The 14094-nt window shown below is 62.0% G+C and carries 14 protein-coding genes and 1 tRNA gene; 6 read left to right on the plus strand and 9 right to left on the minus strand.

Features of this window, described 5'->3' with window-relative positions:
- Positions 1 to 97: 97 nt before the first annotated feature.
- Together mgtE and HAD_RS01125 are read right to left on the minus strand one after the other, a co-directional pair.
- The gene (gene mgtE, locus HAD_RS01120; RefSeq protein WP_241765278.1) at positions 98 to 1516 is read right to left on the minus strand and encodes a magnesium transporter; all 1419 of its coding nucleotides are present in this window, start codon (positions 1514 to 1516) and stop codon (positions 98 to 100) included.
- A 27-nt stretch (positions 1517 to 1543) separates the two neighbouring features.
- A complete protein-coding gene (locus HAD_RS01125) occupies positions 1544 to 2002 on the minus strand; it encodes a MarR family winged helix-turn-helix transcriptional regulator (RefSeq protein ID WP_035568813.1) in 459 nt (152 codons plus the stop codon).
- A 254-nt stretch (positions 2003 to 2256) separates the two neighbouring features.
- On the opposite strand from HAD_RS01125, the gene HAD_RS01130 reads away from it, so the two are divergent.
- Positions 2257 to 2826 carry a tetratricopeptide repeat protein gene (locus HAD_RS01130; RefSeq protein WP_035568815.1) on the plus strand — a complete coding sequence of 190 codons (570 nt, stop codon included), beginning with the start codon at positions 2257 to 2259 and terminating at the stop codon, positions 2824 to 2826.
- A 234-nt stretch (positions 2827 to 3060) separates the two neighbouring features.
- On the opposite strand, the gene HAD_RS01135 is transcribed toward HAD_RS01130, so the two are convergent.
- Positions 3061 to 3145, minus strand: a tRNA-Leu gene (locus HAD_RS01135).
- An 85-nt stretch (positions 3146 to 3230) separates the two neighbouring features.
- On the opposite strand from HAD_RS01135, the gene lipB reads away from it, so the two are divergent.
- Positions 3231 to 3929: a lipoyl(octanoyl) transferase LipB gene (gene lipB / locus HAD_RS01140; protein ID WP_084331921.1), complete on the plus strand. Its 699-nt coding sequence runs from the start codon at positions 3231 to 3233 to the stop codon at positions 3927 to 3929.
- On the opposite strand, the gene HAD_RS01145 is transcribed toward lipB, so the two are convergent.
- From HAD_RS01145 to HAD_RS01165, 5 genes are all read right to left on the minus strand, one after another.
- Entirely contained in the window at positions 3914 to 4693 is a 780-nt protein-coding gene (locus HAD_RS01145; RefSeq protein WP_035568817.1) for a hypothetical protein, read from the minus strand. The two genes, lipB and HAD_RS01145, sit on opposite strands and share 16 nt — an antisense overlap.
- 40 nt (positions 4694 to 4733) lie before the next feature.
- Positions 4734 to 5258: a DUF805 domain-containing protein gene (locus HAD_RS01150; protein ID WP_035568820.1), complete on the minus strand. Its 525-nt coding sequence runs from the start codon at positions 5256 to 5258 to the stop codon at positions 4734 to 4736.
- 164 nt (positions 5259 to 5422) lie between these two features.
- The gene (locus tag HAD_RS01155; protein WP_035568823.1) at positions 5423 to 5872 is read right to left on the minus strand and encodes a DUF805 domain-containing protein; all 450 of its coding nucleotides are present in this window, start codon (positions 5870 to 5872) and stop codon (positions 5423 to 5425) included.
- A gap of 100 nt (positions 5873 to 5972) precedes the next feature.
- Positions 5973 to 6506: a DUF805 domain-containing protein gene (locus HAD_RS01160; protein ID WP_035568826.1), complete on the minus strand. Its 534-nt coding sequence runs from the start codon at positions 6504 to 6506 to the stop codon at positions 5973 to 5975.
- 148 nt (positions 6507 to 6654) lie between these two features.
- Complete coding sequence (locus tag HAD_RS01165) at positions 6655 to 8658, minus strand: acetyl-CoA carboxylase biotin carboxylase subunit (RefSeq protein ID WP_035568829.1); 2004 nt, start codon at positions 8656 to 8658, stop codon at positions 6655 to 6657.
- Positions 8659 to 8806: 148 nt separating this feature from the next.
- Here HAD_RS01165 and HAD_RS01170 point away from each other — a divergent pair, with 148 nt between their 5' ends.
- Positions 8807 to 9775, plus strand: a complete 969-nt coding sequence (locus HAD_RS01170) for a hypothetical protein (RefSeq protein ID WP_035568831.1) — start codon at positions 8807 to 8809, stop codon at positions 9773 to 9775.
- Here the strand turns inward: HAD_RS01170 and HAD_RS01175 are convergent.
- A complete protein-coding gene (locus tag HAD_RS01175) occupies positions 9772 to 10233 on the minus strand; it encodes an ion channel (RefSeq protein WP_035568833.1) in 462 nt (153 codons plus the stop codon). The two genes, HAD_RS01170 and HAD_RS01175, sit on opposite strands and share 4 nt — an antisense overlap.
- 126 nt (positions 10234 to 10359) lie before the next feature.
- Here HAD_RS01175 and HAD_RS01180 point away from each other — a divergent pair, with 126 nt between their 5' ends.
- The 3 genes from HAD_RS01180 (at position 10360) to HAD_RS01190 (ending at position 14021) form a co-directional block, all read left to right on the plus strand.
- Positions 10360 to 11175: an SDR family NAD(P)-dependent oxidoreductase gene (locus HAD_RS01180; protein ID WP_051595825.1), complete on the plus strand. Its 816-nt coding sequence runs from the start codon at positions 10360 to 10362 to the stop codon at positions 11173 to 11175.
- Positions 11176 to 11350: 175 nt separating this feature from the next.
- The gene (locus HAD_RS01185; protein WP_035568834.1) at positions 11351 to 12028 is read left to right on the plus strand and encodes a TorF family putative porin; all 678 of its coding nucleotides are present in this window, start codon (positions 11351 to 11353) and stop codon (positions 12026 to 12028) included.
- Between the two features lie 169 nt (positions 12029 to 12197).
- Entirely contained in the window at positions 12198 to 14021 is a 1824-nt protein-coding gene (locus tag HAD_RS01190; protein ID WP_051595826.1) for a cation:proton antiporter domain-containing protein, read from the plus strand.
- The last annotated feature ends 73 nt before the right edge of the window (positions 14022 to 14094 follow it).

Genomic DNA, 14094 nt, shown 5'->3' on the forward strand with positions numbered 1-14094 from the left:
AACAGTTGGTGTTTTTCTATGACGCACCCGTGCAAATGGCGCGCCTTTTCCCCTGTTGCGTGAGTCCGGCGTGCATATGCAGGTCAGAAACCGGACTTCAGAGCAGAACCAGCGTCGCCAGCCCAAGGAAGGAGAAAAATGCCATCACATCGGTCAGCGTCAACACAAAGACCGAGGAGGCCACGGCCGGGTCTGCGCCAAGTTTCTTGAGGCCGAGCGGCACGAGGATGCCTGAGAAGGCCGCCCACAGGAACGTCGCCATCATGGCCGAGGCGAGCACGAGCGACAGTTTCACATCGTGGAACCAGAGCTGTGCGACGAGGCCGACGCCGACCGCAAACAGGACCCCGTTCACGAGACCGCTCAACACTTCGCGCAGGATGGCCCGGCGCACGGCGTCCCCTTCCAGCTGGCGCTCGGCAATGGCGCGGACGGCCACAACGAGGCCCTGGCTGCCGGCATTGCCGCCCAGCGCCGCAACCACCGGCATGAGGATCGCCAGCTGCACGACCTGGTTCAGCGTGCCTTCGAACAGCGAGATGATGCCCGAGGCAACAAAGGCGGTGACGAGATTGACGGCCAGCCACGGAGCCCGCGCCCGCACCGTATCGACCACGGAGTCAGACCCGTCTGCGGAGCTGACGTTCAACAGCGAGAACAGGTCTTCCTCGGCCTCTTCCTGGATGACATCGACCATGTCATCGACCGTGATCATCCCGACGAGGCGCCCGGCAGCGTCCTTCACAGGCGCAGAGGCCAGCGAGTATTTCTGGAACTGGAACGCGACTTCTTCCTGGTCCATGTCGGTGCGGACATCCGACAAAGGGTCGGTCATGATGTCGGAGAGCTGCACGTCGCGCGGCGTCCGCATCAGCGTCGCAAGCTGGACGATCCCCTGCAGCCGGTAGGCCGGATCGATCACATAGATTTCGTAAAAGACTTCCGGCAGTTCCTCGCCGAGTTCCCGGGCATGGTCGATGGCGTGGCCGACCGTCCAGTATTCCGGCACGGCCACGAATTCCGTCTGCATGAGACGGCCGGCCGATTCCTCTTCATAGGCGAGGCCGCGTTCCAGCTGGGCCCGGTCGAAGGGCTCCAGGTCTTCAAGGATGCGTTCGCGGCGGTCATCCTCAAGATCTTCAAGGATGACGGTGGCATCATCGGAGTCGAGTTCGTCGAGGGCGCTGGCAACCGCTGTATCGGGAAGGACATCGACCGCCTCTTCCCGATAGGAATCGCGCAGCTCGATCAGGATGTCGGACGGCAGCTCCCCGCCCAGCAGCTCGACCGCATCGGAGAAGGTGTCGAAGGGCAGCGCTTCCAGCAGGTCGGCGGCGTCGGCCGGGTGCATGCGCTGCAGTGTCCGCGCCAGCCACCGGGTATCTCTCTCATCGACGGCGTCGGTGAGGTCGTCCAGCAGGTCCGGATCGACATTCGGCGGTTCTGGCGCCGGATTGGAAGGCGTGGACACATCCGTCATGGCGCCTGTCTTGCCGCTGTTGCTGCGCCGCGGCAAGGCCCCTCCTCTCCCTGCGTGAAGATATCAGGGCGAAAGCGTATCCGGGCGGACTTCCCGCAGGGCATTGGTCAGATTGTCGAGGTGGGGATCGCCCAGAACAGCCTCCATCTTCGCCTGCGCCTGCTTCCAGTAGGGGCGCGCCTCTTCCAGCTTCTTCAGGCCGAGCGTTGTGAGCAGGACGCGGCGCTTGCGGCCCGTGCCTTCATTGCCGCGATGGACAAAGCCGGCCTTTTCGAGCGGCTTCAGGTTCCGGGAAAGGGATGTCCGGTCGAGATTCATCAACTCGGCGACCTGCGAGATCGAGTCCGGCTCGTACCGGCCGATCACATGCAATAGTCCGAATTGGGTAATCGTTAGTCCGGTCGGGCGCAGTGCATCGTCATAATGACGGGTGATAAGGCGCGCTGCACGCAACACGCGCCCCGCCACGCAGGTGCCTGTCACTTCAGAGAGAAGGTCAGCTGTATCGATCATCTCAGTCATGGTCTCGTGTATATGCAGCCTTTCCGGCATATGTCCAATCACGCCCAGTTTTACTATGGTCACGCTTTAGAGTCCGTGTATGGAAACTCCAGTATAGTGCATATACACTATTTATAGGTTCGGCAAACACCTCCGTATGCCGGCCTCTCTCCTCCCCCGTCCGGTTGTCCTCGGCCGGACGGGGTCTTTCCCGGCACGTCGTGGCACACTCCATAACGTGCATATGCACTAAATAGCCCAGAAAGGCGCCCCTCATGTTTTCCTCCCGACACATCACCGCCGGCCTGCTCGCCCTCGGATTTGCCGCTGACCCGGCCTTCGCCGCCCCGGACATCTTTTATAACGGGCCGGCCCCCGCCGAAGCCTGCGCAGAAGGCGTCGCAGAGCCTGGCGCAGCCTCTCCCTCACTGAAGCGGATTTGCGAAGCGGCGCTCGACGATCGCTCTCTGACACTTGCTGACAGGGCCGCAACACTCGCCAATTCCGGCATCGTCAGCCTGCGCCTCGGCGACTTCGAGCCCGCCCTCGCCCGCCTGAAGGAAGCGGCCGACCTTGGCCCGAAACGCAGCGACATATCGATTAGCCTTGCGGCCACCCTGATCCGGCTCGGACGTGCGGACGAAGCCATCGCGGCGCTGTCGGATATCGATTCGGTGTCCCCGGAAAACCGGCACATCGCCTACTACAACCGCGCGCTGGCATACTGGGCGCTGGAAGACACGGAAGCGGCCTATCGGGACTTCTACACCAGCGCCGCCCTCAAACCAGGTTTCGCGCCGGCCGAAGAGGCGCTCGGACAGTTCCAGGTGGCATCGGTCGAATAAGCCCCGGCCGCATCAGGGCTGTTCGTGCGCCCGCACAACAGCCCTGAGCGCGGTCTGTCGCGGAGCACAGTGAAGCGGGAAACATCAAAGGATTCATTCGATTGCTAAAATTGAACAGCCCTGAGCGCGATCCATCGCGGAACGTAGTGAAGCGGGGATCAATTTGGGATTCATTCATTCGCTAAAATCGATCCTCGATCGATTTTTTGGCGCGACGCGCCAATCGCGAATGAATGGTGCGGTCGAGAGGACTCGAACCTCCACGGGTTGCCCCACAGCGACCTCAACGCTGCGCGTCTACCAATTCCGCCACGACCGCACATGTCTCATTCGAGGCGAAGGCGCCGTATAAGGCCCGTCCGGCGCTTTGTGAAGCCCCGAATACACCCTATATGCGGGGCGTGATGCACAAATTTCCACCTGTTCAATGGGCCGTGTCCGATCAGCCGGTTCCGTACGAAGATGCGCTGGCCTTCATGGAGGCGCGGGCGCGAGCGATTTACGAGGACGGCGCGCCCGAGCTCGTCTGGTTTCTCGAGCATCCGCCGCTCTATACGGCGGGCACGTCAGCAAAGCTGGACGACCTGCGGGACCCTTCCCGATTCCCGGTTTTCGATGCCGGGCGCGGCGGGCAATACACCTATCACGGGCCCGGCCAGCGGGTGGCCTATGTGATGCTGAACGTTGGCCAGCGCGGCAAGGATGTGCGCGCCTTCGTGCAGAATCTCGAACGCTGGATCATCACGGCGCTGCAAAGCTTCAACATCGACTCCGGCCCCCGTGACGGCCGTGTCGGCGTCTGGGTCGACCGGACGCAGGCCGGCGGCCCGCTGCGCGAAGACAAGATCGCCGCCATCGGCGTGCGCCTGAAACGCTGGGTCAGCTTCCATGGCATCAGCCTGAATGTGGAGCCGGATCTGGAGCACTTCACCGGCATCACGCCCTGCGGCATTGCCGATCCGCGCTATGGCGTGACCAGTCTCGCCGATCTCGGCATTCCGGCAACGATGGCAGATGCCGACATCGCCTTGCGCGATGCGTTTGAAACCGTGTTCGACAGCCAGCTTGTGCCGGTGCCCGGCCCGCTTCAGCCGGCCGCGTAGGCCGAAGGAACTTCATCCTCGCCCTGCGCAATGTCGCTGCCGGTCCGGAACCGGCCAACCCCGCCATTCGGCATGCGGGCGACATAGAGCAGCGACCAGAGCATCACGAAAAAGGAGGCTGGCGCCCAGACCATCATGGCAAGCCCGAGTCCGGCGCTGGCGGCCATATCACGTTCGCTTTGCGGCGGCCCCTGGCGGCCTTTCTCCGGCGGGCGCTTGTCAGCCTGCTCCGCGGGTGCGGCAGCCGCCCCTGCGCCCTGCCCGGCGGCGGCTTCGGCCGACACGGCAGGCTTCGGTGCATGCATCTCTTCATACTGTTTGATGCCGCCCTGTGCGCCGACAAAGAAAGCGGCCAGACCCAACATCAGCGGGACCAGAACGATCGTCGCCCGGAGTGGCGACTTGTGCGCCTCGTTGAAGCGCCGGACATGGGCAATCCAGGAGGTGAACTCCGTCGCGATCATGAACACGAAGAACGGCAGCAGCACTTCCGGGACCGGCACGATAAAACCGTCGACCGGCTTCCAGAGACCGCTCAGGTCTGCGCCTGACAGCGACGCCACAAACACGGCAAACACCGGCACGATGAACAGCAGCACCCGGCCCAAGAACATGAAGGTCCACGCCCGGCTGAAATGCAGCTTCGGGCTCGACCCAAGCGGATTGAACAGGGTCTGGCCCCAGTTCATCTCGTGGGGATTGTCGCGCGCATCCTTGATCCAGGGACGGTGCGGATCAATCGCGTCGGGATAATAGGGTTTCATGCGTGAGCGAGTCCTTGGACGAAGTGTCAGGGGCGTAGTGTCAGGGCGTGTCAGAGCTGCCGGTTGGCGGCCCGTGGGCATTGGTCTCCGGATCGGAAGGCAGACGGGCCCCGATCAGGGCGAGTCCGGCACTGCCAATCAGGAAACTGGCGAGCGTGGTCAGAGCTGTGCCGCGGGCAATCTGGAGCGCATGTTCCTGCTGGGCCTGCAGCATGCCGCCAAAACCGTCCTTCAGGCCGATCTCCTGGATCTGGGTCATCAACGGCATCATGTTCGGCGACAGGATCGGAAGCAGCACGGCGTTCAGGATCGACGTGACCACCACAAACCCGAACAGGATCAGAATGTTGAACCACGCGGTCTGCCCGGCATCGTGCAGGCGTTTTCCGAAGACGCAGAAATAAGCCCACAGCATCGGGTATTGCAGGATCGCTGCCCCGATGGAGGCAACGACCGTCAGGACCTGAATGATCAGACCGGCACCCGTCAGCAGGATCAGGCCACGCAGGAAATCGCGTGGGCCGATCCGGCCTTTCGGGCTCAGCAGGACACGGGAAATGTCCATGAAATGAAATACTCCTGTCGTCAGGGCGGGTCTTCTGCCGCGTTCTTATCAATAAACGATAAATTCACGCAAGAGAAACCCGCACAATGAAGAGCCGGACCCCGCAAGGGCCCGGCTCGGAAATTTATGTCCGGCCGAGGCCGGGAACGGCGCCTTCGCGCCGCTCAGACAAACGTGTCGGCAGCGCCGGCGCCCGGGTTCAGCGGATCCGGACCATACTTGTTCGGCCCCTTGGTACCCGGGATACAGGCGATGACGATCATGGCGATCGACGCGATGAAACCGATCACCGGGATCACGCTGGCCACCACGAGGCCGAGATAGATCCAGCCCGTCTGGTTGATATCATGCAGCCGGCGCACAAACAGCGCGATGCTGGGAATGACAATCGCCAGGCCGTAAATCACGATCAGCGCAATCAGGATGAAACCAAGCGGCGAAACTTCCTCGGTGCGCATGTTGATTCCGCCAAGGACGAAGAACAGGATGGCCCAGATGGCAACGATGATCATGTTGAACAGGTAGACCCACCAGTATTCCGAGCGCATCGAGCGCCCCTGGAAATCCACATAACGCGCGAAGAACATTTTTACTGCGTCTGGAAAGCTGACCATTTCAGGTCTCCTTGTGTTGCCGGGCCCTCTTTGAAGCACCCGTGCTGTTGATCATTCTGACTGCATGCCGTCCGTAGAGAGACGACGGAAATCTACTGATTTAGCTGAAGGTGGTGCCTGCACTGCCCGGTCCGGGGCCATACTGATTGTCATTCGGATCGGTCTTGAACAGGCTCATCACGAAGCCGACCACGCCGGTCACGATCGCGGTGGACAGGATGGACGGCAGCAATTGCGCCTGTGACATCCGCTTGGACTCTTCCATGACATACGCCATCGCGGCGCCCGGATCGTTGGAGGACAGGTAATCCTGCATGTTCTCTTCCATCTCGCGCTGCATGGCCCCGACATCGACCCCGAACAGGGCTGGCAGGACCATTCCGGAGATGGCGGAAACGACAATCGCCAGCACGATCATGGCCAGCGTCAGCCAGCCGGTCTTGCCGGCATCATGGAAGCGCTTGGCATGCACGGCGATCCAGGGCCAGATGAAGATGATGCTGACGAATCCCAGAAACGGCGACACATAGGCCGACACAACCGTCAGCACGGCGCTGATGCCGAACAGGGTCAGGACCGCCCGCCAATAAGTCGGCTGGTCGATGCGTCCGTTCGGACTGAAAAGAAGTTCCATTGCCGGTCCCCAAGATGATCGTTCGATGCGCGGGAATTCCTGCCCTTCCCCCGCAGGTGTTGCCGGGCGGCATAGTCAGCCGACCCGGGCATTCCTGCGACAGGATAGCGCGGCAATTTGATTATTGGGAGGTTAATTCGTCCCCGATTCAGGCGAACTCGACCATAATTTCGTCGGCAGCGACGCTGTCGCCAGCGCCAACATTGATCGCTTTGACCGTTCCGGTTGCTTCTGCCCTGATAATGTTCTGCATTTTCATGGCTTCGACGACGCAGACGGCTTCGCCTTCCTGCACTTCCTGATCGAGTTCCACATCAATGGACACAACCAAGCCGGGCATTGGCGAAATGATCAACTTCGACGTGTCAGGCTTCGGCTTCTCCGGCAGGCGGGCATGCAGTTCCGCAATCTGCGGCGTGCAGACCAGCGCCCGCAGGGCAACACCCCGGTGGCGGAACAGATAGCCTTCAGTCCGGTCAGCAAACTTCACGGCGAACGCCTTGCCGTCCAGAGAGCCCTCGACGAGGTGCTGGCCGGGCAGCCAGTCGGTGACCAGCGTGTGCGGCTTGCCGCCATCGATGGAGATTTCCGCGTCGCCATCACCGCCAAGGTCCAGCGTGACAGGGTATTGCTTGTCGCCAAGGATCACGATCCAGTCGCGGCGGGCTTCCGGCACCGGCGCCATACGGCCGGACGTCAGCGCGGCGCGGCGCGACAGGAAGCCGTGCACATAAGCTGCGGCGCAGATCAGCTGGGTTTCCTGCGTCTTCGTCGGCGGGACACCGTCAAAGCCGTCCGGGAACTCGTCCTTGATATAGGCAGTGGTGATATTTCCGGAGCGGAAGCGCTTCTCGTCCATCACGGCAGCGATGAACGGGATATTGTCCTGGATGCCCTCAATGTGGAACCGGTCGAGCGCCTCGACATGCGTGTCGAGAGCCGTATCGCGGTCCTTGCCCCAGGTGATCAGCTTGGCGATCATCGGGTCGTAGAACATCGAGATCTCGTCGCCCTCACGCACACCGGAATCCATGCGCACCTCGCCCTTGCCAAGCTTGCCTTCGCCCGGTGGGTGGAAGCGCTTCAGACGGCCGATCGACGGCAGGAAGTTACGGTACGGATCTTCTGCATACACACGGCTCTCAACGGCCCAGCCATTGATGCCGATGTCGGATTGCTTGAGCTTCAGCGTCTCGCCATAGGCAACGCGCAGCATCTGTTCGACAAGGTCGACGCCGGTGATCATCTCGGTCACCGGGTGCTCCACCTGCAGGCGGGTGTTCATTTCAAGGAAGTAGAAGCCCTTGTCCTTGCCGGACGCAACGAACTCCACCGTGCCGGCGCTGTCATAGTTCACCGCCTTGGCGAGGGCCACGGCCTGCTCGCCCATCTTCTTGCGGGTCTCAGGATCGAGCAGCGGCGATGGCGCTTCCTCGATGACTTTCTGGTTGCGGCGCTGGATCGAGCATTCGCGCTCATTCAGGTAGACGCAGTTGCCATGCTTGTCGCCCAGCACCTGGATCTCGATGTGGCGCGGCTCAAGAATGAACTTCTCGATGAAGACGCGGTCGTCCCCGAAAGAGGATTTTGCTTCGGCCTTCACGGCCGGAAAGCCTTCTTCGACTTCCTTGTCATCATAAGCGACGCGGATGCCCTTGCCGCCGCCGCCGGCCGATGCCTTGATCATGACCGGGTAGCCGATTTCCCGGGAAATCTTCACGGCTTCCTTCGTATCCTCGATCAGGCCCATATGGCCTGGCACCGTGGAAACCCCGGCCTCGGCGGCCAGTTTCTTGGAGCTGATCTTGTCGCCCATCGCTTCGATGGCGAAGGCGTTAGGACCGATCCAGCCGATCCCCTCTTCTTCCAGTCTTTTCGCAAAGCCCGGATTTTCGGACAGGAAGCCGAACCCCGGATGGATGGCTTCGGCGCCGGTGGCCTTCACGGCCTCGATAATCTTGTCGGCGTCCAGATAGGATTCCGAGGCCGGGGGCGGACCGATATGAACGGTTTCATCGGCCATTTCGACGGCCATGGAGCCGGCATCGGCGTCGGAATAGACAACCACCGTCTGCACGCCCAAACGGCGGCAGGTCTTGATGACACGAACGGCGATCTCGCCGCGGTTTGCAATCAGGATCTTCTTGAACATCGTTACCCCGGCAGGCCTTTGAAAACTTACAGCTTGCCGCAGTTACGCCGCACACCCGAACTTGTCCACACATGACGGAGCGACAAAAGGCCTTGCGATTAGCAGTCAGATTTGTTAGTGAACGCTCACTACTTAACGGGAGACCGCCATGACCGTGATCCGGATTGACCCACAACAGCTGCAGGCCGAAGGCCTGATCAATGCCGATATGACGCGCCTCCTGGAGGCGCGCGCCCTGACGGAATCGCGGTTCGGACTTTTCGTGAACCTGTCCCTGATCATGGGGGCGCTGGCCGTCGCAGCCGGGGCCATTGCCCTGGTGCCTGACGCTACGACAGGCCTTCTGCTGGCCCTTCTGGCCATCGCCGCAGCGGAACTGACCCGCCGGTTCGCACCGGACGCCTCGCTGAAAGTCCTCTCTGCCGGCCTCGCATTGATGGGCGTACTGGGGCTCGCCGGCTGGATTGGCTGGCAATATGAAGACGCCCCTGACACCACCCTGCCCGCTTTGCTGATCACTTTGCTGCTCGGCGCCGGGGCGGTCTGGTTCCGGTCCGCCTTCCTGATGGTCCTGTCGGTGCTGGCCTTCGGCGCGGTCTTCGGCACTGGCACCGGCTACTGGCATGCCTGCTACGGCCTGTTCGTCGAACAGCCGATCATGACAATCGCCGTGTTCGGCGCGCTGGCTGCGGGCCTGTACGCCCTGCGCAGCCGGATTTCCGAGACCTGGAAACACCTGGCGGGCATTGCCGCCCGCACGGCTTTTTTCCTCGTCAACTTCGCGTTCTGGGTCGGCTCGCTCTGGGGCGACGACCTCGGGCCGGACTACCGCTATGCCGAGGGCAATGACTGGGAGGCCTGGCGCGCCGCCACGACGCATGTGCCGGAAGCCGTGTTTTCAATCGGCTGGCCGGTTCTGCTGGTCGCCATCATGGCCCGCAGCCGGAATGGCGGCTTCCTTTCGGTGACCGCAACCGTCTTCCTCGCGATCCACGCCTATACGCAGTATTTCGAGACGTTCGGCGCCCATCCCTGGACGCTGCTGGTTGGCGGGATTGTGCTGGTGGGCCTGGCGGTCGGCGCGGCGAAGCTGATGCAGCAGCCCAAGCAGGCCTAGTCGTCCCGGCCCTCGATCTTGGCCTCGAAGGCGCGCACACGGGCCGTCAGCGACACGAGGAAAGCCGTCGACCAGCTGATCAGGAGGAAGCCGTTCATGGATTCGGCCACGCCCAGCATCCGCCATTTGTGCGACAGGATCACGTCTCCGAAGCCGACCGTGGTGAAGGTCGAGGTGGAGAAATAGACCGCCGTTTCCATCTGGTGGAGCTCACCCACAAACAGATAGGCAAAGGCATAGAGCCAGATCTGCAACGAATGCAGCGCAAACAGGCTGAACACGACAATCAGGATGCCCAGGCCCTGCCCCAGCGTATCTCCCATTTTCGACGTCCGACGCCGGAATTCCCGTCCCCGCTGGCGCAGCAGTGCGGTCAGGCCAACAAGCCCGGCAAAATGGATCGAGAAGGTAATCGCAACCATAACGGTCGCCACGGCCAGATTCAGGAACAGAATCATATCCTGAGCCTCCAATTGTACAGGCCTGTTTACCCCGCAGCCATTTAGCTTTCGTTGACGGAGCGAAAATCTGCCGCCACAAGCGCAGGCACGACGGAACACACAAAACACGCAGGGAGGCCGGGCATGGCAGACACGAAAGATCTCGCAGGGCGCAAGGCGATTGTCACAGGGTCGGCCACCGGGCTCGGACGTTCGATCGCGCTGCAACTGGCCGAACGCGGCGCAGATGTGATCATCAATTGCACGAAATCGGTCAGCGATGCCGAGCAGACGGTCGCCGATTGCCAGGCCTTTGGGGCTCAGGCACGCCTGGTCCAGGCCGATGTCTCAACCGAGGAAGGCTGCCGGGCGCTTGCAGACGCCGCCAGCACCTGGGGCCGGCTGGACATTCTGGTCAACAATGCGGGAATCACCCGTCACGCCCGCGACCATGCCGATCTCGACGCCCTCTCGCGGCAGGACTTTCTCGACATCTATGCCGTCAATGTCGCCGGCCCCTTCCTGATGATGCAGGCCTGCAAGGCGCTGCTGGTGAAGTGCCATGAGGAAACCGGACGCGCCGCAGCGGTGCTGAACGTGTCATCCATCGCCGGCGTAACGGGCGTGGGCTCTTCGGTCGCCTATGCTGCATCCAAGGGCGCTTTCAACACGATGACCCTGTCTCTCGCCCGGGCTCTCGCCCCAGCGATAAGGGTTAACGCCATTTGTCCCGGATTCATTGGCACCCGCTGGTTCAAGGACCAGATGGGCGAGGAACAATACAATAAAATGGAGGCGGGTGTCGCGGCCTCCGTCCCGCTGAACGTGGCCAGCGGCCCCGACGACATTGCAGATTCCGCCGTTTTCTTCTGCACGGACGCGAGTCGGCACGTGACGGGCGAGACCCTTCTTGTGGATGCCGGAATGCATCTCGGCTACGCACCATTGGTTGCTCGCTGACGCATTCGTGACGCACAAACTTCGGGCAGCACTGCCTGAAGTCTGCTCAATTCAGCGGCGATCCTTAACTCGGTACCCGGAGAACTTCTTTTTCAGTCCGCCGCCGCCAAAAGGCACGGCAATCTGACCCCGGCGCTCAACGAAGCGCTCTAATTTTAGAACGGGGAAGTTCAAAATGGTATCCAAGGTTACACGGGCGGGGGTCGCCCTCGCAGTACTCGCGACCGCAGCCGGCGGCGCCTATGCCGAAGGCGAATGGTCGGGCAACGTCGCACTGACAACAGACTATGTCTGGCGCGGGGTTTCACAGTCCAACGAAGATTTCGCCATCCAGGGCGGATTCGATTATTCCAATGGCATGTTCTACGCCGGTACGTGGGCGTCGAATGTCGATTTCGGCGACGAGCCGGAAGATGCCAACCTGGAACTGGACCTGTATGGAGGTCTCGCGGGGGAGACTGAAAGCGGGATCAGCTGGGACGTTGGCTTCATCTACTACGCCTATCCGGACACGGAAGAAGCAGATTACGACTTCGTCGAACTGCAGGGTGCACTCGGCTACACATTCACCAGCGGCGTTTCCGTCGGCGGTGCCGTGTACTGGGATCCGGACAATGAAAACGTCTATGTCGAAGGGTCTGCCGGTTATTCCTTCACCGACAACTTCTCGATGGACGCAACGCTCGGCAACTACAGCTTCGATGCTGGTGGCGACTACACCAACTGGTCGCTGGGCGGCACCTACTCCCTGCCCGTCGGCATCGATGTCGACGTGCGTTACTGGGATACGGATGTGGACGGCGTCGGCGTCTCTGACGAGCGTGTTGTCCTGACCCTCGCGAAGTCTCTCTAGGACTTCGAGAACCTCCAACTGCGCGGGGATCATGCCCTCCTCCCGTGCAGCAAGGTGAAGGCCGCTGGTTCCCGCCGGAACTGGCGGCCTTTGTTTTACCCCAATGTCTTCCTATCTGTAGCATGGAGGGGGTTCCCCAAAACCAGACCGATCTAAAGGAGACGATTGCGTGGCAGCCGAGTTTACACCTGTACAAGCTGTCGATGCGCTCGTCCCGGCGATCACGCTACTGGGCTTTGGCGCCGCGTCTGCGCTGGTCACGAAAGCGGCCCGGCTGAGTCCGATTGTCGGCTACCTCATTGTTGGCATACTGATCGGACAATACGGCCTGGGCCTGATCCATGAGAGCCCGGCGACGCACCTGCTTGCGGAACTGGGGGTTGTGTTCCTGCTGTTCGATATCGGCATGCACGTGTCCATGCGCGAACTGAAGGAAAGCCGCCGGGACCTGCTGGGCCTGGCCCCGGCGCACCTGATGCTGACGGGCCTGATGAGCGCCGGCGCACTCTGGATGATCGGCATTTCCTGGCCGATTGCGCTGGCCGTGGGGCTCAGCCTCGGCCTCTCCTCCACCGCCGTTGTCGCCCGCATCCTGACAGAGCGGGAACAGAATTCCTGTCCCATCGGACGGGCCACCACGCATGTCCTGATCTTTCAGGACATGGTGGCGATCTTCCTGATGATCTACGCCACATCGCTGGGCGGCGCCGAAAGCGGCGCGTCCGGGGTGGCGGGTGTGATCTCCACACGCCTGCTCGGCGGGGCGGACCTGCCGCTTGCCGCCTCCCTTGCCCTGTCGCTTGTCCAGGCAGGCCTGGCATTCTTCGCAGCGGTCCTGGCCGGCAAATACCTGATCAACCCGATCTTCCGCACGCTGGCGATTATCCGCAATGAAGAGGCCTTCACGGCCTTCACGCTGCTGTTCGTGCTGGCGGCCGCCTGCGCGACAGCGGTGAGCGGCCTGTCGCTGACACTCGGCGCTTTCCTGGCTGGCCTTGCCGTTTCCGGAACCCCGTTCCGCCACCAGGTCCAGACCGAGATGGCCCCCTTCCGCAGCCTGCTCCTGTCCTTCTTCTTCATCAGCGTCGGCCTGTCCATCGACGTGCCCGCCCTGCTGCGCAACCTGCCATTCGTCCTGCTCGCAGCTGGCGGGCTGATCGGCCTGAAGACCGCGCTCGGCTTTGCCGCGGCGCGCCTGAACGGCTGGAGCATTCCCGGCGCGACGCAAATGGCTTTCCTGCTGGCGCAGGGGTCTGAATTCACGCTCGTCGTCCTGTCGCTGGGCGCCGTCGTCACCGGCATGCCCGGCCCGCTGATGAGTAGCGTCGTTGCCGCGGTCGCGCTGTCCCTGGCCATCGCGCCGGTCTGGGCAGACCTTGGCGCCCGCCTGTCCCGCGAAATCGTCCGCCGGACCCAGTCCCGGACCGAGGCAGCGCCCAGATCGACTCCGCTGCTCGACCGCCCGGTCATCATTGTCGGCATGACACAGACCGGCCGCCTCGCGGTCGATGCGCTGGAGGATCATGGCATCCCCTATCTCGCAACCGAGTTCGACCCCGACCGGCTGTTGTCCGCCGTCGCGGACGGTTACCGGGTCTCGTTCGGCGATGCCTCCAATCTGAAACTGATCGAAGCCATTGGCGGCAACCAGGCCCGCGCCATGGTGCTCGGCATTCCGCGCTACGAAATCTCGCTGGAGGTCACACCCGTCGTGATGCGGCGCTTCCCGGATCTCAAACGGTTCCTCACCGTGGACAACCCCGTGGACATGGACCGGTTCTCCGCGCTTGGCATCAACACCCATTTCGCCATGGGGGAACCACGCGGCATCGAGATGGTGATCGACATGCTGAATGCGCTGGGTGTGCCTGAAGACGAGGTCAGCGCCTGGATCAGCCACGAAACCGAACGCTTTGCCATTGGCGAAGCCAAGTCGGACGAAGATGATGACGACCTCGACCCGGTGGAGCCGGACCTCGATCAGGCCGCCTGACACGCCCCTCTGGAATTCACCAGAACAGCGGGGTGGAAATTGCGCAAGATGAGGTCTATAGGCACCATCATTC

Source organism: Hyphomonas adhaerens MHS-3 (assembly GCF_000685235.1).
GTDB lineage: Bacteria > Pseudomonadota > Alphaproteobacteria > Caulobacterales > Hyphomonadaceae > Hyphomonas > Hyphomonas adhaerens.

What these genes read in the sequence shown, in the direction of transcription:
- HAD_RS01125 (WP_035568813.1), bottom strand. Translation starts at nt 2,002, where the DNA reads ATGACTGAGATGATCGATACAGCTGACCTTCTCTCTGAAGTGACAGGC.
- HAD_RS01130 (WP_035568815.1), top strand. Translation starts at nt 2,257, where the DNA reads ATGTTTTCCTCCCGACACATCACCGCCGGCCTGCTCGCCCTCGGATTT.
- lipB (WP_084331921.1), top strand. Translation starts at nt 3,231, where the DNA reads ATGCACAAATTTCCACCTGTTCAATGGGCCGTGTCCGATCAGCCGGTT.
- HAD_RS01145 (WP_035568817.1), bottom strand. Translation starts at nt 4,693, where the DNA reads ATGAAACCCTATTATCCCGACGCGATTGATCCGCACCGTCCCTGGATC.
- HAD_RS01150 (WP_035568820.1), bottom strand. Translation starts at nt 5,258, where the DNA reads ATGGACATTTCCCGTGTCCTGCTGAGCCCGAAAGGCCGGATCGGCCCA.
- HAD_RS01155 (WP_035568823.1), bottom strand. Translation starts at nt 5,872, where the DNA reads ATGGTCAGCTTTCCAGACGCAGTAAAAATGTTCTTCGCGCGTTATGTG.
- HAD_RS01160 (WP_035568826.1), bottom strand. Translation starts at nt 6,506, where the DNA reads ATGGAACTTCTTTTCAGTCCGAACGGACGCATCGACCAGCCGACTTAT.
- HAD_RS01165 (WP_035568829.1), bottom strand. Translation starts at nt 8,658, where the DNA reads ATGTTCAAGAAGATCCTGATTGCAAACCGCGGCGAGATCGCCGTTCGT.
- HAD_RS01170 (WP_035568831.1), top strand. Translation starts at nt 8,807, where the DNA reads ATGACCGTGATCCGGATTGACCCACAACAGCTGCAGGCCGAAGGCCTG.
- HAD_RS01175 (WP_035568833.1), bottom strand. Translation starts at nt 10,233, where the DNA reads ATGATTCTGTTCCTGAATCTGGCCGTGGCGACCGTTATGGTTGCGATT.
- HAD_RS01180 (WP_051595825.1), top strand. Translation starts at nt 10,360, where the DNA reads ATGGCAGACACGAAAGATCTCGCAGGGCGCAAGGCGATTGTCACAGGG.
- HAD_RS01185 (WP_035568834.1), top strand. Translation starts at nt 11,351, where the DNA reads ATGGTATCCAAGGTTACACGGGCGGGGGTCGCCCTCGCAGTACTCGCG.